Raw genomic sequence first — 16,836 nt, 5'->3', positions numbered from 1 at the left:
CTGCCGCAGCGCCATGGCTGATCGTGGCAGGGGGCAGGGGGCCGCAAACTTCGAGGTCATCGCAGTGCGTACCGATGGGATCGCGCCGCTACGGAGGCGCGCCCCTGGTCTTCCGTTCTCTTCTCGACATGCGAGACTCTTCCCGGTTGCTGGGGGACTCCATCAGCGCGGTAGCCGTCTCACCTCAGGCCGAGATGCCGGGAGAGATGAGCGCCTGGCGGGTGTTTCGTGGCCGGGCCAGGCGATGTCGTCGACCGCCAGAAACGGCTCACCGGCCACGGTAGCGGGGGTCGCTCCGGTGAACGCCATCACCTCCCGATGCAGGTGGGACTGGTCGGCGTAGCCGGTGTCGGCCGCGACCCGGGCCGCGCCCTCACCCGCGACCAGGCGGTGGGCGGCATGGTCGAAGCGGACCAGCGTCGCGGCGCGCTTGGGCGGCAGGCCGAGTTGCGAGCGGAACCGGGACCACAGGCGCTTACGACTCCACCCGACCTCGGCCGCCAGCCCGTCGACCCGGACCAGGCCGTGGCCGCCGGCGATCCGATCCCACGCCCAGGCCACCTCCGGGTCCACCGGCGGCCCCGCCTCGAACCGGCGGGCGAGCAGCGCGTCCGTCAGCGCGAAGCGGTCCTGCCACGAGGAGACCTCGCTCAGCCGCTCACGGATCCGTGACGTCTCCCGGCCCCACAGGTCGTCCAGGGCCACCACCGCGCCGTCGAGTTCGGCGGGGGAGACGCCCAGAACGGCGCGTGCGATCACCGGGGACAGGCGCACCTGCACGCACTCGACGTTCTTGCCGCGCGCCCAGAGCGCGCCTCCGGACCCGGCCCCGGGCCAGGCGACGACACTTCCCCGCTGCTGCCCGGCGGCATGGTCCATGACGGGCGAACCGGTGCCGAACTCCAGAAGCAGCGTCACGGCCGGGTGCGGGACCATCCGGAGCGCGTCCAGGTCACGGACGCGGAACCCGGCCATGGTGACACCGGCCACCCGGCTGGGCCGCTGCGGGTTTGCGACGTCCCACAAAGCCGCACCGTGTACGAACGTCCGCACGGCCCCATGCTACGCGAGCCGCCTGCGGGAACATTCGTTCAATCCGTCGGCGCGCGTCGGCGGCGACAGTGGCCTCATGACCCTTTCTGACAGCGGACCAGCTACCGAAAGCTCGACCCTGGCCCTGGACGACGGCGACATTTACCTCTGCCAGGACGGCCCCCGCGACGCCCCCGCACTCCTGCTCATCCACGGTTCCGCCTCCTCGGCCCGCTCGTGGGACCCGCTGGTCCCGCTGCTGACCGGATCCCATCACGTCATCCGGATCGACCTGCTCGGGCACGGCCTGTCGGGCAAACCGTCCGACAGCAGCTACGCGATTCCGGACCAGGCGCGCCGTATCGGCATGGCACTGGACCGGCTGGGCGTCGAGCACGCCATCGTGGCCGGTCATTCCAGCGGCGGCTACAGTGCCACGGCTCTCGCCGAACAGCGACCCGACCTGGTGACCGCCCTCGCGCTCATCAACACAGGACCCAGCCTGAACGCCTTCATCGCGCCGACGTCGGCCGCGATCGACCCTGCGCAGTGGCCGCCGACCGACGAGCAACTCCGCGAGTTCGCGAGCACCGGTTTCAGCCGCGTGGGCTACCAGATCCCACAAGAGCTCCTGGACGAGGTGCGCGCCATGACCTACCACACGCTCATCGCGACGATGCAGGGGTCCACCGGTTACCTGGAGCAGCGGTCGCTCCCGGATCGGCTGACGGTCCTCGGCAAGCCGCTGCTGGTGATCTTCGGTGAGGACGACCGGAGATGGCGGTCCTCCTCCGCCGCCGACTACCGCGCCGTGCCGGGCGCGAAAGTCGAGTTGCTGCCCGGTCTCGGACATTCGCCCCTTCTGGAGGATCCTCCGCGGACCGCCGCACTTCTGCTGGCCTTCACCGCGAGCCACGCGGTGCGGGCGGACTGAACGAGAACTCTGCGACACTCCTCATATGATCGTCAGACTCGCGTGTGAGCAGGACACAGCGGGTTTCCTCGGACTGGCGGCGCAGGTCGAGCACTGGTTCGGCCCGATGGTGCAGGACCCGGGTTTTCGTGCCAACCTCGCCAAGTTCATCGGCCGGAGTACTCGATCATGTGTTTGAATTGATGCATGGACTTCCCCAGGTATCTGGAGCTGCTCGATCGCGATTGCGCGCGGCTGCGGGAGGCCGCCGTCCGTGACCTGGCCGCGGCCGTGCCGTCCTGCCCCGGTTGGACGGCGGCTGACCTGCTGCTCCATGTCAGTGCGGTGTTCCTGCACAAGGCCGAGACGATGCGCCTCGGTGCGTGGCCCAGGCCGTGGCCGCCCGAGCCCGAGCCGAGCGAGCCCGCCGCATACTTCGATCGTTGCCTGGGCGTCTTGCACCGGGAGTTCGCCTCCCGCAAGCCCGGGGAGACCGCCCTGACCTGGTACGAACCGGATCAGACGGTTGGCTTCTGGGTGCGGAGGATGGCGCTGGAGACGGTTGTGCATCGGGTGGACGCCGAGCTGGCGGCTGGTGAGCCGATCATGGCGATCCCCGATGACCTGGCCCTGGACGGCATCGACGAGGTTCTCGTGACCTTCCTCGCCTATGCCACGAGCAAGTGGCCGGAGGACTTCGGTGAGAATCTCACCGGCGCGGCTGGGTGGTCGGTGTCGATCATCGCGGGTGAGGGGCGGTGGCTGGTGCGGCCCGCTGCCCCGGGGGTCGAGATCGTGGCCGGTGGTGAGGCCGGCCAGGGGGAGGCGTCGGTCTCCGGGGAGCCTCAGGATGTGCTGCTGTGGTTGTGGGGGCGCGGGGATGGTGGGTCGCTGAGCTTCTCCGGTGCCGCTGAGGTCGTCGAGCGGCTGCGTGGGTTGCTGAAGGACGCGACCCAATGACGCGATGAGAGGCGATCTCGTACGCGGCGAGGCGCGGTGACGGCTACGCGGTGACGGCTAAGCGGTGACGGCTAAGCGGTGACGGCTAAGCGGTGACGGCTAAGCGGTGACGGCTACGCGATGGCGGCTATGCGGTGACGGCTATGCGATGGCGGCTACGCGATGGCGGTGCGGAGGAGGTCCCGTAGGCGGGTGGCGTACGCGTGCGGATGGCTGGTGTTGCCGTTGTGGCCGCCGGGGAACTCGGCCAGATCGGTGCCCAGGAGCTTGGCCAGTTCGACCGCGCACCGGTGGTCGAAGACCGTGCGTGGCGTGGTCAGGCCGGTGGCGGGGATGATGCGGGTCCGGCAGGAGGACAGGTCGAGATCGTCATCGATGACGGCGAGGAAGTCGTACCGGATGAAGAAGTCGAAGTTGGTCTGGCGCTGGGCGGTCATGGGTTGCGGGGTCAGGTCGGGTTCGGTTTCGCCGCCGGTGATGCCGAGGCTGCGTGCGATCTCCTTGAGGGCCGGCGGGAGACCGGCTTCGAGGTAGAGGTCGCGGACCTCGGCCAGTTCGGTGCGGTGCTCGGCCTGGTCGGGCTTCGGCAGCAGCCAGGGGGAGACCGGCTCGTGGGCGATGAGCAGGCTGAGCTGCTCGGGGTGGTGGGCGGCCAGGTGGAGGCCGATGGAGGCGCCCAGGCTCTGGCCCAGCATGAGGACGGGCTCGTCGGTGAGGTGCGCCAGGAGCCGGTGCACGTCGTCGGCGTGCTGCCGGACGGTCACGCCGGCGCTGGAGGCGTCGATGGTGCTGCGGCTCAGGCCGCGTCGGTCGTAGGTGATCACGGTGTGGTCGTCGGCGAGGTGGGTCACCAGGTCGATGCTTCGGCCCGCGTCGCCCTCACCGCTCTCCGAGATCAGCAGGAGCGGGCCGGTGCCGCGCGTTTCGTAGTAGAGGTCGGCGTTCTGTACGCGCAAGGTGCTCTTGGTCATGCGACCACCATAACCCATCAAATTTGATGCATCAAGTTTGATGGGTTATTTGCGGAGGTTGGGGATGAGCTGGTCCGCCAGTTCCTCCAGGGCCGCAACGGCTCTGCGTACGCGCTCCGAGTCCTCCGTGCCCAGGGCGGTGGCCAGCGCCGCGTCGATCGGGGTGTCGCGGACCCGCGTCACGCGCTCCGACACCTCCGGGGTCTCCCGGATGATCGTGCGCCGGCGATCCCTGGGATCGGTTTCGGCCGTCACCGCGCCCGCCGTGCGCAGGCGGGCGATGGCGGCGGAGACTGCGCTCTGCGGCAGGCCCGTGCGGCTGGCGATCTCGCCGACCGTGGTGTCGGGGTGGGCGCGCAGGTCGCTCACGACGATCATGACGGTACGTACACTCGTGGACTGCTCGCCGATCCCCTCGGTCGGCATCGCCTCTTCGCCGATCTTCATCAGCGTCCGGCCCAGCAGGAACAGTTCGACCCCATTCACCCTCAGCAACATACCGGCGCGGTCGATAAGGTCGGGTGGCGTGACGACCGAGTTGGAGTGTCTTGCCGAGCGGCTGCGGGAGTTCGCGCGGGTCAGGGAGTGGGAGCAGTTCCACACGCCGAAGAACCTCGCGATGGCCTTGGCGGGTGAGGTCGGGGAGCTGGTGGCGGAGTTCCAGTGGCTCACCGCGGAGGAGTCCAGGAGTCCTGATCCGCAGACGCTGGACAGGATGCGTACCGAACTGGGGGATGTGACCCTCTACCTGGTGCGGCTGGCTGACGTGCTGGGGGTGGACCTGGTGAAGGTGGCGCGGGACAAGCTGGATGACAACGAACGCCGGTACGACGCCGATCTTTACCGTGGGTCGGCCAGGAAGGCGCCGCCGTCCTCGCCTGGGACTTGAAACGTCATGTGGCGTTGTGGCGCCGGAGGATGACGAGGGCGGCGGTCGCCAGGCCGAGGAAGGTGACGGCGCAGATCGCGGCCACCGTGTTGAGGCCGGTGGTGAAGGCGGCGCGGGCGAGGTCGAGCAGGCCGGGCAGGTCTTTGGCGGCGGTCAGCGCGGCCGTGATGCTCTCGCGGGCCGCCTCGACCTGCAGGTGTTCGGGAAGCTCCCCCCGGTAGACGGCGGTGCCGATGCTGCCCAGCATGGCCACGCCCACCGCGACGCCGAACTCGCCGCTCGTCTCCGTCACCGACGCCGCAGAACCCGCCTTCTCCGGCGGGGCGGCCATCATGATGATGCCGTTGCCCACGCCCATCGGCAGCGCGATGCCCCCCGAGGCCAGGACGAGGCCGGCCACGACGAGGCCGGTGCCGCCCGTGCTCGGTACCTGCGTGTGCAGGAACAGGCCCACCGCGCCCAGCGCCAGGCCGGCGGCCATCACGTACGCGGTGCCGGTGCGGCGGGCGATCGCGGGGGCGAGGGTGAGGGCGGCGATCATGGCGAGGTTCTGGGGGACCAGCCACAGCCCGGTTTCGAGCGGTGACATCGCCTCGACGGTCTGCAGGTACTGGGTGGTCATCAGTGTTGTGCCGGCCATGACGATCCCGCCCAGGAGCATGATGCCGAGCGTGGTGGAGAAGGCGCGGTTGGCGAAGAGGCTCAGGTCGAGCAGCGGCACGACAGGGCTGGAAGCAGCCCTGGTGAGGCGGCGTTGGCGGGTGAGGAACAGGGCGCCGAACGTGAGGCCGGCGACGATCGCCGCCAGGGACACCGGGTGCCAGCCGCTTCTGGCGACCTCCTTGAGACCGTAGATGACGGGCAGGATGGTGGCGAGGGACAGGGCGACGCCGGGCAGGTCGAGGCGGCCGGCGGCGGGCTCGCGGTGCTCGGGCAGCAGCGTACGGGCCGTGACCAGGACCACTGCCATGAACGGCACGCTCAGCAGGAACGCCGACCCCCACCAGAAGTGCTCCAGCAGCAGCCCGCCCACCAGGGGCCCGATCGTCATGCCGAGCATGAAGCAGGCGTACCAGAGCCCGATCGCGGTGCCCGCCTGGCTCGGCGTCCGGAACATGTTCCTGATCAGCGCCAGCGACGACGGCATCAGCGTGGCCCCCGCGATCCCGAGCAGCGCCCGAGCGGCGATCAACATTTCGGCGCTCCCCGAGTACGCGGCCAGTACGGACGCCGCCCCGAACGCCGTCGCCCCGATCACCAGGAGCCGGCGGCGGCCGATCCTGTCCCCGAGCGTGCCCATGGTCACCAGGAAGCCCGCCAGCATGAACGAGTAGACGTCCACGATCCAGAGCTGCTGCGGGCCGCTGGCCCCGAGGTCGGCGCTGAGGCGGGGAAGCGCGAGGTAGAGGACGCTGCCGTCGATGGACAGCAGCATGGCCACAGAGGCCAGGACCGCCAGGCCGATCCATTCGCGTCGCCCGGCCGTGGTCGTGTTCATGGCATTCCCTTTCTTCGAGAGTCGTCTCCACGGTGCGGGTACGCGCTTCAGGTGCGCTTCTCGTGGGCTTATGGCCGCGCATAAGGTGACGAGCATGAAATTTGGGGTGCTGGGGCCGTTGGCCGTCTGGACGGACGCCGGGGAGAGTGTCACGATTCCGGGCCTCAAGGTCCGGGCGCTCCTGGTGGACCTGCTCGTCCACGAAGGCCATCCGGTGTCCGTGGACCGGCTGGTGGACGATCTGTGGGGCGAGGAGACGCCGGCCAATCCGGCGGGCGCGTTGCAGGTGCGCGTTTCGCAACTGCGCAAGGCGTTCGAGGACGCCGAGCCGGGCGGCAAGAACCTGGTCGTCTCCCGCGCCCCCGGTTACCTGCTGCGGGCCGACGACGGCGCCGTGGACGCCGTGCGCTTCGCGGACCTGCTGGCGCGGGCCGAGACCGCCGACAGCCCCAGGACCAGGGCGGGGCTGCTGGGGGACGCGCTGGCGTTGTGGCGGGGGGCGGCGTACGCGGACTTCGCCGACGAGGAGTACACGCGCTCTGCCGTACACCGTCTGGAGGAGCAGCGGTTGTCGGCGCTGGAGCAGCACGCCGAGGCGCGGCTGGAACTGGGCGAGCACGGGCTGCTCGTGGGTGAGCTGGGCGACCTCGTGGGCCGGCATCCGCTGAGGGAGCGGCTGCGTGCCGTCCACATGCGGGCCCTGTACCGGGCGGGCCGGCAGAGCGAGGCGCTGGCCAGTTACGGCGAGTTGCGCGAGCGGCTGTCCGACGAGCTCGGCCTCGACCCCGGGCCCGACCTGGTGGCGCTGCACCAGGCGATCCTCGGGCAGGACCCGGCGCTGAGCGTGCCGGCCGAACGGCCCGTGACCAACCTGCCGGCCTCCGTCAGCAACCTCATCGGGCGGGACGACGCCCTGGCCGAGTTGTGCCGGCTGATGGGGGAGGAGCGGCTCGTGACGCTCACCGGGAGCGGCGGGGTCGGAAAGACCCGGCTGGCGCTGGAGGCCGCGAACCGGCTGGTGGACGGGTTCCCGGACGGCGCCTGGCTGGTGGCCCTGGACCAGGCGTCCCGCTCCCCGGCCGAGGCGGTCCTGGCGGCGCTGGACATCCGTGAGGATGCCGCCCCTGCGGAGGCCGTCAACGGGGTCGCACTGAGGCTGGCGGGTGTGCTCAAGGCGAGGCGGATGCTGCTCGTCCTGGACAACTGCGAGCACGTCGTCGAGCCGGTCGCGGAGCTGGCCGAGGTGCTGCTGCGGGCCTGCCCCGGCCTGCGCGTCCTGGCCACGAGCCGGGAGCCGCTGGCCGTGGCGGGAGAGGTGTTGTGGAGCGTGCCGCCGCTCGACGTGCCGGGCAGCGCCGACCTGGCCGTCATGGCGCGCTCCGACGCCGTGCGGCTGTTCGTGACCAGGGCCGCGGCCTCCGCTCGCGGGTTCGCACTGGACGCGGGCAACGCGCAGGCCGTCGCGCAGCTCTGCCGGCGGCTCGACGGCATTCCGCTGGCGTTGGAGCTGGCCGCCACCCGGGTGCGAGCGCTCGGCGTCCGGGGTGTGGTGGAGCGGCTGGACGACAGGTTCCGGCTGCTGGCCTCCGGGCAGCGCGGCGCGCCGGCCCGCCAGCAGACGCTCACGGCGGTGATCGACTGGAGCTGGGACCTGCTGTCCGAGGACGAGCGGGTCGTCCTGCGCCGCCTGGCCGTGCACGCCGACGGGTGCACGCTGGAGGCCGCCGAGTCCGTCTGCGTGGCGGACGACGATCTCGCGCTCGACGTCCTGGACCTGCTGGCTCGCCTGGTCGACCGCTCGCTGGTGGTGGTCGTGGACGGCCCGGCAGGGGTGCGGTATCGGCTGCTGGAGTCGGTGTCGGAGTACTGCCTGGCCAGGATGTCCGACGTGGGCGAGCTTGATGAGGTACGTCTCGCGCACCTGCGCCACTACCTGGCGTTGGCCGTACAGGCCGAGCCGGAGCTGTACGGGCACGAGCAGCGCGACTGGTTGCTGCGCCTGGACGCGGAGGCCGCCAACATGCGGGCGGCGCTCGACACGGCGGTGGCGCACCAGGACGTGGACAGGGCGGCGCGGCTGGTGAACGCGCTGGCCTGGTACTGGTTCCTGCGCGGCAGGCTGGCCGAGGGCAGTCGCTCGCTGGCCGCGGCCCTGTCGATCCCCGCACAGGAAGGAAGGCCGGCGCGGGACCGGGCGGCGGCCTGGGAGGTCGGGTTCGCGCTCGCGCTCGGCGAGCAGCCCAACTGGCAGCCCGTGCTGGCGGCCGTTCAGGACCCGGGGGAGCGGGCCAGGGCCGAGTTGTTCGTCGCGCTGCACGTCGAGGACATGCCGGCCGGGCAGGCTCTGGGGGAGCGGGCGCTGGTCGCCTTCAGGGAGGTCGGCGACCGGTGGGGGATCGCGGCGGCGCTCAGCAGGCAGGCCAAGGACGCGTTCACCGTGCGGGACATCGAGGCGCTCGAGCGGATCGGCGGGGAGAGCGCTCGGCTGTTCACCGAGCTGGGGGATCGGTGGGGGCTGCTGCGGGCCACCGAATGGCTGGCGTCGGTGGCCGAGATGACGCACGACTACGAGCGGGCCAAGCGGTTGTTCGGCGAGGGGCTGCTGATGGCCGAGGATCTGGGCCTGTGGTCCGAGGTCGCGACGCACATCGCCTGGCTGGGCTGGGTCGAACTGGAGAGCGGTCACTACGACCGCGCCATCGAGCTGTGCGAACGGGCGCTGAAGCAGGCCGCCGGCCAGGGGTACATGGTGGCCGCGAGCATGGCAGAGATGGGCCTGGCCTACGCCGCGCGCCGGGCCGGGCGGCTCGATCTGGCCGAGACGCACCTGCGCCACCTGCTCGACGGGCTGTCGCGGGACCCCGACGTGGAGCCCGCGCTGCACCTGGCCGACACCCTCGTCGAGCTGGGCCACGTCATGGAACTGCGGGGTGACCCGGGCGCGGCCATGGAGCTGCACACCGAGGCGCTGGCCGCCGCGTTGAAGGTCGGCGACCCCAGGACGACGGCGGGCATCGTGGAGGGGGCGGCCTCCGCCGGCGGGCCCACCGAGCGGTCGGCCAGACTGCTGGGGCTGGCGGCCTCGGCCAGGCAGCATCACCAGCTCCCGCCGGGGCCGTCGGAGCTGGTGGACATCGAGCGGGTCACGGAGCGGGTGCGCGAGGCGCTCGGGGAGGAGGCGTTCGCGGCGGCGTACGCACAGGGCGGCGCCTACAAGCTCGCCGACGCGCAGGACCTGCTCTGAACCGGTGACGGCACCACGTGCTCGCCCAGCCGGTCCACGTACTCGCCCCAGCCCGCCATGGCCTGCTCCCGATCGGTGTTGACCGCGTAACAGTGCAGGCGCATCTCGGTCCTCCCGTCCGCCTCGGCAAGCGTCACCGTCATGACGGACGCGGGCCCATCGCCCGCGTGGTCGGGGTCGCCGGTCGTGAAGACCAGCCGCCCGGGGGCCACCACCTCCCGGTAGGCCCCCTCCATCGTCACCTCGAACCCCTCCTCGCCCACCAGCGTCACCCGCCATCGCCCGCCCGCCCGCGCGTCGAGGGTGATCCGCCCCACCGGAGTCGCGAGAGAGGCGGGCCCGAACCAGCGGGAGAACCGCTCGGGCTCGGTCCAGGCGGCCCACACCAGTTCGCGGGGCGCGTCGTAGAGGCGGATGAGGTCGTACTCGGCGGTCTGGGGCATCGTCCCGTCCTCCAGGGTGAAGCGCTGCGATGCGCTCAAAGGTGCCGGGCCCGGCTTACGATCCCCTTCTCGTGACCTTCAGGCGCGTGGCAGGCTGGGCCCCATGCGGATCATTCGCGCGACCAACGTGCTCACCGGCCGTCCGGGAGAAGTGATCAAGGACGGTGAGATCCTCATCGACGGGCCGGCGATCGTCTCCGTGGGGCCGCGCGGCAGCGCGGGGGAGGCGGACGACGTGCTCGAGCTGGACGGTCACACCGTGCTGCCGGGGCTGGTCGACGCGCACGTACACCTGGGGTTCGACGACAAGGTGGACCCGCTCACCCGGCGCAGCTCCGAGAGCGACCAGCACCTGCTGCTCCGGATGGCCGAGAACGCCCGCAAGCTCGTCTCCGCCGGCGTCACCACCGCCCGCGACCTCGGCGCGCGCAACTTCCTCGACCTGGAGCTGCGCGACGCCATCGAGGAGGGCCTGACCGTCGGCCCGCACCTCGTGGCCGCCACCAGGCCCATCACGATCACCGGCGGCCACTGCTGGTACATGGGCGGCGAGGCCGACGACGAGCCCGCCATCCGCCGCGTGGCCAGGGAAAATCTGCGGGCGGGCGCCGACTGCCTCAAGGTGATGGCCTCCGGCGGCCAGATGACGCCGAGCGCGCCGCCGAGCTGGGCGCAGCAGTACGACACCGAGCAGCTCCGCGTCGTCGTCGAGGAGGCCGCCACGCGCGGCAAGGGCGTCGCGGCGCACGCCCACGCGCACGCCGCCATCCGCAGCTCCGTCGAGGCCGGCGTCACCACGATCGAGCACTGCACGTTCTTCACCTCCTCCGGCCACCGCTACGACCCGAAGCTCGCCGACCTGGTGGCGGCCAGCGGCACCTACGTCTGCCCGACTGTGCACGGCGCGTTCGAGCGGATCAGGAAGGTGCACGGGCAGGAGATGCTCGACGCCTGGCTGACCTGCATCTCCGCGATGCGGGAGGCGGGCGTGCGCCAGATCGCGGGCACCGACGCGGGGTTCGCGGTGGGCGAGGTGGACAACCCGACCGACGGCTACGTCGGGGGCCTGGAAGTGTTCGCCATGGCCGGCTACGGCAACGCGGAGATCGTCGAACTGGCCACCGTGCTGGCCGCCGACGCCTGCGGGCTGGGCGAGGTCACCGGCAGCCTCGACCCGGGCAAAAGGGCCGACCTCATCGCGGTCGCGGGCGATCCCCTCGAACGCATCGCCGACCTGCGCAACCTCGCACTCGTGCTGGTCTCAGGCCGGTCCGTCGGCCAGACAGACGTGGACACGGTGACCGCGTCGACCGGCTGAGCTTCCCGAAGGAGATCCCATGTTGCCCTGGTCAGCCGAGTTGTCCGGCCGCCTCGATCACCACGTCGTCGACAGCGCGCTGCTGCGCGGCAACCCTCTGGGGGATCCGCATGAGAGGCCGCTGGTGGTGTACGTCCCGCCGGGCTACGACGACGAGCCCGGCCGCCGCTACCCCTCCATCTACGTGCTGCTCGGCTACACCGGCCACGTCGCCATGTGGTTCAACCGCACGCCGTTCCGCCAGCCGTACCCCGAACTGGCCGACGCCGTGTTCGCCGGCGGCGAGGTGCCGCCCGCCATCGTCGTGTACGTGGACGCCTGGACCGCGCTCGGCGGCAGCCAATACCTCGACTCGCCCGCCACCGGCCCGTACCACTCCTACCTGCGCGACGAGATCGTCCCGTACGTGGACCACCACTACCGCACGATCGCCGACCGCGACCACCGGGCGGTCACCGGCAAGTCCAGCGGCGGCTACGGGGCCATGGTGACCGCCATGCTGGCGCCCGAGGTGTTCGGCGCCCTGGCCACGCACGCGGGGGACGCGTTGTTCGAGGTGAGCGTGCGGCACGCGTTCCCTGAGCTGGCGCGCAGGCTGCGCGACATGTACGACGCCTCCTACGACAAGTTCCTCGCCGACTTCCGCGGCCGGCTGGCCGGCACCAGGGAGGGCGACCTCGAACTGCTGGAGATGTACGCCTACGCCGCCGCGTACTCCGCCGACGACGACGGGACGGTGCGGATGCCGTTCGACGACACGGGCGACGTCGTGCCCGAGGTGTGGCGGCGGTGGCTGGCCCGCGACCCCGTCGTGATGGCCAGGGAGCCCCGCCACGCCGAGGCGCTGCGCTCGATGCGCGCGATCTGGGTGGACGCCGGCAACCGCGACGAATACTTCCTGGACTTCGGCGCCGTGGCCTTCCACCGGGCGTTGGAGGCGGCGGGCGTGCCGGGCGAGCGGGTCTTCTTCGAGCTCTTCGACGCAGGTCACGGCGGCATCGAATACCGCTACCCCCTCGCTCTCGCCTGGCTGGCCCACCGCCTCGCGTAGTCAGCGCTAGGCTGCCGCAATGGAACTGAAGGACCAGGTACGCGAGTTGCGCCTGCAGGGCAAGTCCCCCAAGGAGATCGCCCGCGCCCTCAAGGTCTCGCCGTCGGTCGTCGCGCCGCTGGTGCGCGCCATCGCCGCCGAGACGGTGGAGACCGGTGAGGCCGAGGTGGCGGGCTGCTGGATCAACACGGGCTGGAGCGAGGGGCTCGGCGTCGATCCGGCCCGCGGCTGGGTGGACGAAGCCCCCGACTCCGGCGTGGGCGGAATGGTGTCCGTGCTCGTCGCCCGCCGGCACACCTGGGATCGGCTGTCGGTCTGCGGCTACCTCGCCGACGTCTACTGCCTGGGCATCAAGAACGCCATCGGCCCCGACGTGCTCAACGACCGCGACCTGGTGCGCTTTCGCGAATACTTCTTCGGCGAGTACGCGGGCTGGCAGGAAGCGCCGATCGAGCTGGCCAGGCACCTCGTGCTCGGCTCGATCGACTACGCCCGCACGCTCGGCTTCGAGCCCCACGACGACTTCGCGCCCGGAGCCGACCTGCTGGGCAAGTGGGAGGGCGGCTCGGCGATCACGTTCGGCCGCGACGGCAAGCCCTTCTACATGGAGGGCCCGTCGGACGACGCGGCCAAGGTCATGCGCACGCTGCGGCGCACGCTCTCCGACTCCGAGTTCGACTACCTCACCGTAGGCCGGTGACGCGCATCGTCAGGTTGAGGCGGCCGGAGGCCAGCCCGGTGGCGGGATCGCCGGTGCCCGGGTAGACCTTCGGCACGCCGTGGTAGGCGTAGCGCGACGGGCCGCCGAACACGAACAGGTCGCCTGAGGCGAGCTGGAGGTCGGTGTACGGGCGGCCGCGCGTCTCGGTGTTGCCGAAGCGGAACAGGCAGGTGTCGCCGATGCTCAGGGACACCACCGGGGCGTCGGACTTCTCGTCCTTGTCCTGATGCATGCCCATCTTGGCCGGTCCGTCGTAGAAGTTGATCAGGGCGGTGTCGTACGGGTCCGTGTGGGTGGTCCGGCCGTAGGCGGCGGTCAGGGCGCGGTGGGTCAGCTCGCCGAGCCAGTCGGGGAAGTCCGCCACCTGCTCGCCGTTCACGTCGTGGGCCAGGCGAGTGTAGGTGTACGGCTGCCAGTGCCAGCCCAGGCAGACCGTCTGGACCGACATGACGCCGCCCCTCGGCAACACGGTGTGCCGGATCGGCACGGGCCCTGTCGCCCAGGCGCGGCACTCCTGGACGAGGTGGCGCTGCTCGTCGAGGCTGAGCCAGCCGGGCACGTGCACGGCACCGGGCGCGATCTCTCTCGGTGGCAGCGGAATCACCACGGTTCCCGATATATCACGTTTCGACCGATTCGCCATACATTTCCGTCATAGTCGGCCCCTCGCATGCCCTCCAGTGTCCCAGCCGGTGCCATCGAGACCGCCTGGGCGGTTTCGGCGAACCCATACGTACGCTCCGGATCCCACGCGGTGCTCCGCCGCAGCCGCTCACCCATCCCGGCCCAGCCACGCGCGCCGCCCGCCACCACCCAGGCGTCGGGCTCGCCCAGGGTGAACCGCCTGGCCTGCCGCAACCAGGAAGCCGCCGTCTCCGGCCACGCGACCACCGCCAGCACCTCCCCCTCCCAGGCCTCGGCGAACGCCTCGGCGACGGCCTCGGCCCCTCGTCCGTGCCCGATCACGACGGTACGGGCCCGCTGCGCCCGTACGAGCTCGACCACCTTCGCCATCTCCGGCTTCGTCGGCTTGCCGAGCCACGACCGGTAGGCGTCGGGCAGGCACGTCGCGCACGGCCGGTAGCGCGCCGCGATCGCCGTTTCCGCGTCGGCGAAGAAGACCCGGTGCCGGATATATCCCCCACGGGCTATGGCCCGCAGCGCTGAGGGGCAGTCGAGGCGGCCGTACAGACGTGCCCCTCGATGCCCGCCCAGCGTCCCGGCCACGGGGCTCACGTAGGGAAGCCCGTCGGGGCCGATCAGCGTGTACGTCACTTCGCGTCGTGGAAGACGAGCCCGAGCGTGTGCCGCAGCCCGGAGCGTACGGTGCTGACCCCGTGCCGCACGGGCGAGGCCGACCAGCCGCGCGAGGATCGCACGGGCCGGTCACGGGTGGTGAAGATCAGCCCGTGGCCCTGCGGCAACAGCGTCACCGTGCCCCGCGACTGCGCCCGGGGCCGCTGCTCCACCAGCAGGAACTCGCCCCCGGTGTAGTCCTCGCCCGGCCGGTCGAGCCCGATCACGACCTGAAGCGGGAACACCAGGTCCCCGTACAGGTCGCGGTGCAGGGCGTTCCAGTCGTTATCCCGGTAGCGCAGCAGGATGGGCGTCGGCCTGGTCTGCCCGGCCGCGTGGCACATGTCCAGCCACTCGCCGAAGTCGTCCGGCCACGGCGCGGGCTGCCCCAGCCTGGCCGCCCAGTCTCTGGCGATCGGCAGCAGCCGGGGATAGAACGCCGCCCGCAACTCCTCGATCAGTGACGGGAGGGGCCGGTCGAAGTACCGGTACTGTCCGGCCCCGAACCGGTAGCGCTCCATGTCGATGGTGGCGCGGAAGAACTCGACCTCCTCGTACAGGCCGGCGATCTGCCCGCACTCCTCCGGCGTGAGCACCTGCGGCATCAGCGCGCACCCGTAGGCGTCGAGCTCGGCCGTCAGTTTCCCCCAGTCGGGCGCGGCGACTCGCTCACCCATCTCCATGACCGTCATGACACGCTCCAGAGCTGCGGCTGGAGAGCGCCTTCCAGCGTGAGCAGGGCGTGCTTGCGTTCGAGGCCGCCCGCGTACCCCGTCAGAGCGCCGTTGGCGCCGATGACGCGGTGGCAGGGCACGACGATGAGCAGCGGGTTCGCGCCGATGGCCGCGCCGACCGCGCGGATCCGGTCGGCGGGCGCGCCGATGCGCGCGGCGAGCGCGCCGTAGCTGGTCGTGGTCCCGTACGGTACGGCGGCCACCTCCGCCCACACCCGCTTCTGGAACTCGGTGCCACCAGCCCCGAGAGGCAGGTCGAAGGCGATGCGCTCGCCGGCGAAGTACTCGCCGAACTGCCGCTCCGCCTCGGCGAACGCGAGCGGCTCACGCCGCCACCCCGCCTGAGCCGAGGCCACGTCGAACGTCACGCGGGTCAGGACCGAGCCGTCCCCCGCGAGCAGGATCTCGCCCATCGGGCTGTCGATCGTGGTGTAGATATCCATACCTTCTACAACACCGCCGCCCCCACGAAAGTCAGCGGTTTTCGGACATTGCGGCACCCCTCTTGGACGATCATCGATGGGCGGCGTACGCTCACCGCAAATTAGGGCGGAGGACTGAACACCATGGCAGAGTCGCGCGAGCACACCTTTATCGGCACCAAGGGCCTCAACAAGGTCCGCGAGTGGCGCCTTGACCGGCCGCGCTACCTCGCCATCCTGGTCCACGGGTACGGCGAGCACATCGGCCGCTACGAGTACGTGGCCGACCGGCTCGTCCACCACGGCGCCGCCGTCTACGGCCTCGACCACATCGGCCACGGCAGGTCGGGGGGCGACAGGGTGCTCGTCGAGGACTTCGAGGACGTGGTCACCGACGTGCACTCCGTCGAGGAACGCGCCAGGGCCGAGCACCCGGGCGTACCTGTCGTGGTGATCGGCCACTCCATGGGCGGCATGATCGCGGCCCGCTACGGCCAGCGCTACAACGCCGGTCTGACCGCCCTCGTCCTGTCCGGGCCGGTGATCGGCGAATGGGCGATCGTGCCCGAACTGCTCACATACGAGGAGCCGCCGGACACCCCCATCGACCCGGCCACGCTCTCCCGCGACCCGTCAGTGGGCGCCGTGTACGCCGCCGACCCGCTGGTCTGGCATGGGCCGTTCAAGCGCGCCACGCTGGAGGCGTTCGCGGTCATGCTCGGCACGATCGCCAAGACCGGAACGCTGGGCGCGCTGCCCACGCTGTGGGCGCACGGGGAGGACGACCAGCTCGTACCGCTTCCCGGCAGCCGCGTCGGCATCGAAGCCATCAAGGGCACCGACCTGACCGAGCGCATCTACCCGGGGGCCCGGCACGAGATCTTCAACGAGACCAACAAGGAGGAGGTCCTGGACGACGTGACCGCCTTCATCGACCGCACCCTGACCCACAACTGACCTACTCCCGATCCTGGACCCTCACACCACGAGCAACCATCCCGAGCCGGGACCCTCACTTCACCGGCAACCAGACGTGTCCTGAGCCTCGTGTCCGGGTCAGCTCGACCTTCCAGCAGCCGGGCTTCGGAAACACCAAGCCGGTGCCCCACTCCTGTCCTGGCTTCTGCCAGCTCGATCCGCCGTGCTCCTCTGGGCCCCATGCCCGCTTGGCAGCGGTCCCGTCCGGGAGCGTGGCCTTGACGTGCAGAGGCCCTTCGCCGGTCATCCGCCACACGATCTTGATCTGGGCGCCCCGCTTGAGCGGCGGCGCCTCCACGAACAGCAACCGTTCCTAAACAGTATCCAGGAGTGACATCTGATGCCACGTCCCGGAACTGCGCGCAT

Annotated in this window: 18 protein-coding genes; 8 read left to right on the top strand and 10 right to left on the bottom strand. The window is 71.0% G+C overall.

Annotated features, from left to right (window positions below):
* Positions 1 to 162: 162 nt before the first annotated feature.
* A complete protein-coding gene (locus ACFPZ3_RS60240; protein ID WP_379523462.1) occupies positions 163 to 1,053 on the bottom strand; it encodes an AraC family transcriptional regulator in 891 nt (296 codons plus the stop codon).
* A 76-nt stretch (positions 1,054 to 1,129) separates the two neighbouring features.
* Between ACFPZ3_RS60240 and ACFPZ3_RS60235 the strand changes: the two genes are divergently transcribed.
* A complete protein-coding gene (locus tag ACFPZ3_RS60235; RefSeq protein WP_379523461.1) occupies positions 1,130 to 1,966 on the top strand; it encodes an alpha/beta fold hydrolase in 837 nt (278 codons plus the stop codon).
* A gap of 186 nt (positions 1,967 to 2,152) precedes the next feature.
* Complete coding sequence (locus tag ACFPZ3_RS60230; RefSeq protein ID WP_379523460.1) at positions 2,153 to 2,905, top strand: maleylpyruvate isomerase family mycothiol-dependent enzyme; 753 nt, start codon at positions 2,153 to 2,155, stop codon at positions 2,903 to 2,905.
* Between the two features lie 155 nt (positions 2,906 to 3,060).
* Here the strand turns inward: ACFPZ3_RS60230 and ACFPZ3_RS60225 are convergent, their stop codons facing one another.
* Together ACFPZ3_RS60225 and ACFPZ3_RS60220 are read right to left on the bottom strand one after the other, a co-directional pair.
* On the bottom strand, positions 3,061 to 3,876 hold the full coding sequence (locus ACFPZ3_RS60225) for an alpha/beta fold hydrolase (protein WP_379523459.1): 816 nt from the start codon (positions 3,874 to 3,876) through the stop codon (positions 3,061 to 3,063).
* Positions 3,877 to 3,921: 45 nt separating this feature from the next.
* Positions 3,922 to 4,362: a MarR family winged helix-turn-helix transcriptional regulator gene (locus tag ACFPZ3_RS60220; RefSeq protein ID WP_379523458.1), complete on the bottom strand. Its 441-nt coding sequence runs from the start codon at positions 4,360 to 4,362 to the stop codon at positions 3,922 to 3,924.
* Positions 4,363 to 4,402: 40 nt separating this feature from the next.
* Here ACFPZ3_RS60220 and ACFPZ3_RS60215 point away from each other — a divergent pair, with 40 nt between their 5' ends.
* Positions 4,403 to 4,765 carry a nucleotide pyrophosphohydrolase gene (locus tag ACFPZ3_RS60215; protein ID WP_379523457.1) on the top strand — a complete coding sequence of 121 codons (363 nt, stop codon included), beginning with the start codon at positions 4,403 to 4,405 and terminating at the stop codon, positions 4,763 to 4,765.
* A 4-nt stretch (positions 4,766 to 4,769) separates the two neighbouring features.
* Here the strand turns inward: ACFPZ3_RS60215 and ACFPZ3_RS60210 are convergent, their stop codons facing one another.
* Positions 4,770 to 6,263: an MFS transporter gene (locus ACFPZ3_RS60210; protein WP_379523456.1), complete on the bottom strand. Its 1,494-nt coding sequence runs from the start codon at positions 6,261 to 6,263 to the stop codon at positions 4,770 to 4,772.
* A gap of 94 nt (positions 6,264 to 6,357) precedes the next feature.
* Between ACFPZ3_RS60210 and ACFPZ3_RS60205 the strand changes: the two genes are divergently transcribed.
* Positions 6,358 to 9,507 (top strand): AfsR/SARP family transcriptional regulator, encoded by a 3,150-nt coding sequence (locus ACFPZ3_RS60205; protein WP_379523455.1) that lies wholly within the window; start codon positions 6,358 to 6,360, stop codon positions 9,505 to 9,507.
* Here ACFPZ3_RS60205 and ACFPZ3_RS60200 read toward each other — a convergent pair.
* Complete coding sequence (locus ACFPZ3_RS60200) at positions 9,474 to 9,950, bottom strand: SRPBCC family protein (protein ID WP_379523454.1); 477 nt, start codon at positions 9,948 to 9,950, stop codon at positions 9,474 to 9,476. The two genes, ACFPZ3_RS60205 and ACFPZ3_RS60200, sit on opposite strands and share 34 nt — an antisense overlap.
* Before the next feature lie 103 nt (positions 9,951 to 10,053).
* Between ACFPZ3_RS60200 and ACFPZ3_RS60195 the strand changes: the two genes are divergently transcribed.
* The 3 genes from ACFPZ3_RS60195 to ACFPZ3_RS60185 are packed head-to-tail and all read left to right on the top strand — an operon-like array spanning position 10,054 to position 13,019.
* A complete protein-coding gene (locus ACFPZ3_RS60195; protein ID WP_379523453.1) occupies positions 10,054 to 11,268 on the top strand; it encodes an amidohydrolase family protein in 1,215 nt (404 codons plus the stop codon).
* 19 nt (positions 11,269 to 11,287) lie between these two features.
* Positions 11,288 to 12,319: an alpha/beta hydrolase gene (locus tag ACFPZ3_RS60190; protein WP_379523452.1), complete on the top strand. Its 1,032-nt coding sequence runs from the start codon at positions 11,288 to 11,290 to the stop codon at positions 12,317 to 12,319.
* A 19-nt stretch (positions 12,320 to 12,338) separates the two neighbouring features.
* The gene (locus tag ACFPZ3_RS60185) at positions 12,339 to 13,019 is read left to right on the top strand and encodes a helix-turn-helix domain-containing protein (protein WP_379523451.1); all 681 of its coding nucleotides are present in this window, start codon (positions 12,339 to 12,341) and stop codon (positions 13,017 to 13,019) included.
* Here the strand turns inward: ACFPZ3_RS60185 and ACFPZ3_RS60180 are convergent.
* The 4 genes from ACFPZ3_RS60180 to ACFPZ3_RS60165 are packed head-to-tail and all read right to left on the bottom strand — an operon-like array spanning position 13,003 to position 15,513.
* Positions 13,003 to 13,683, bottom strand: a complete 681-nt coding sequence (locus tag ACFPZ3_RS60180) for an alpha-ketoglutarate-dependent dioxygenase AlkB family protein (protein ID WP_379523450.1) — start codon at positions 13,681 to 13,683, stop codon at positions 13,003 to 13,005. The two genes, ACFPZ3_RS60185 and ACFPZ3_RS60180, sit on opposite strands and share 17 nt — an antisense overlap.
* Positions 13,641 to 14,315 (bottom strand): hypothetical protein, encoded by a 675-nt coding sequence (locus ACFPZ3_RS60175; RefSeq protein ID WP_379523449.1) that lies wholly within the window; start codon positions 14,313 to 14,315, stop codon positions 13,641 to 13,643. The genes ACFPZ3_RS60180 and ACFPZ3_RS60175 overlap by 43 nt, the downstream gene beginning before the upstream one ends.
* The gene (locus ACFPZ3_RS60170; RefSeq protein ID WP_379523448.1) at positions 14,312 to 15,028 is read right to left on the bottom strand and encodes a 2OG-Fe(II) oxygenase; all 717 of its coding nucleotides are present in this window, start codon (positions 15,026 to 15,028) and stop codon (positions 14,312 to 14,314) included. Before ACFPZ3_RS60170 ends, ACFPZ3_RS60175 begins: the two co-directional genes overlap by 4 nt.
* Positions 15,025 to 15,513, bottom strand: coding sequence for a methylated-DNA--[protein]-cysteine S-methyltransferase (locus tag ACFPZ3_RS60165; protein WP_379523447.1), 489 nt, complete (start codon positions 15,511 to 15,513; stop codon positions 15,025 to 15,027). The genes ACFPZ3_RS60170 and ACFPZ3_RS60165 overlap by 4 nt, the downstream gene beginning before the upstream one ends.
* Positions 15,514 to 15,636: 123 nt before the next feature.
* On the opposite strand from ACFPZ3_RS60165, the gene ACFPZ3_RS60160 reads away from it, so the two are divergent.
* A complete protein-coding gene (locus ACFPZ3_RS60160; RefSeq protein WP_379523446.1) occupies positions 15,637 to 16,449 on the top strand; it encodes an alpha/beta hydrolase in 813 nt (270 codons plus the stop codon).
* Between the two features lie 55 nt (positions 16,450 to 16,504).
* On the opposite strand, the gene ACFPZ3_RS60155 is transcribed toward ACFPZ3_RS60160, so the two are convergent.
* Positions 16,505 to 16,777, bottom strand: a complete 273-nt coding sequence (locus ACFPZ3_RS60155) for a hypothetical protein (RefSeq protein WP_379523445.1) — start codon at positions 16,775 to 16,777, stop codon at positions 16,505 to 16,507.
* Positions 16,778 to 16,836 lie beyond the last annotated feature (59 nt).

The sequence above is a fragment of the Nonomuraea insulae genome, from assembly GCF_042656245.1.
Note: the sequence above shows the minus strand (reverse complement) of the source record. Positions and strands in the feature narration are given on the sequence as shown.

Coding starts and splice junctions, on each gene's coding strand:
- ACFPZ3_RS60190 (WP_379523452.1), top strand. CDS start 11,288: ATGTTGCCCTGGTCAGCCGAGTTGTCCGGCCGCCTCGATCACCACGTC.
- ACFPZ3_RS60165 (WP_379523447.1), bottom strand. CDS start 15,513: ATGGATATCTACACCACGATCGACAGCCCGATGGGCGAGATCCTGCTC.
- ACFPZ3_RS60160 (WP_379523446.1), top strand. CDS start 15,637: ATGGCAGAGTCGCGCGAGCACACCTTTATCGGCACCAAGGGCCTCAAC.
- ACFPZ3_RS60225 (WP_379523459.1), bottom strand. CDS start 3,876: ATGACCAAGAGCACCTTGCGCGTACAGAACGCCGACCTCTACTACGAA.
- ACFPZ3_RS60210 (WP_379523456.1), bottom strand. CDS start 6,263: ATGAACACGACCACGGCCGGGCGACGCGAATGGATCGGCCTGGCGGTC.
- ACFPZ3_RS60170 (WP_379523448.1), bottom strand. CDS start 15,028: ATGACGGTCATGGAGATGGGTGAGCGAGTCGCCGCGCCCGACTGGGGG.
- ACFPZ3_RS60205 (WP_379523455.1), top strand. CDS start 6,358: ATGAAATTTGGGGTGCTGGGGCCGTTGGCCGTCTGGACGGACGCCGGG.
- ACFPZ3_RS60180 (WP_379523450.1), bottom strand. CDS start 13,683: ATGGCGAATCGGTCGAAACGTGATATATCGGGAACCGTGGTGATTCCG.
- ACFPZ3_RS60195 (WP_379523453.1), top strand. CDS start 10,054: ATGCGGATCATTCGCGCGACCAACGTGCTCACCGGCCGTCCGGGAGAA.
- ACFPZ3_RS60230 (WP_379523460.1), top strand. CDS start 2,153: ATGGACTTCCCCAGGTATCTGGAGCTGCTCGATCGCGATTGCGCGCGG.
- ACFPZ3_RS60235 (WP_379523461.1), top strand. CDS start 1,130: ATGACCCTTTCTGACAGCGGACCAGCTACCGAAAGCTCGACCCTGGCC.
- ACFPZ3_RS60185 (WP_379523451.1), top strand. CDS start 12,339: ATGGAACTGAAGGACCAGGTACGCGAGTTGCGCCTGCAGGGCAAGTCC.
- ACFPZ3_RS60200 (WP_379523454.1), bottom strand. CDS start 9,950: ATGCCCCAGACCGCCGAGTACGACCTCATCCGCCTCTACGACGCGCCC.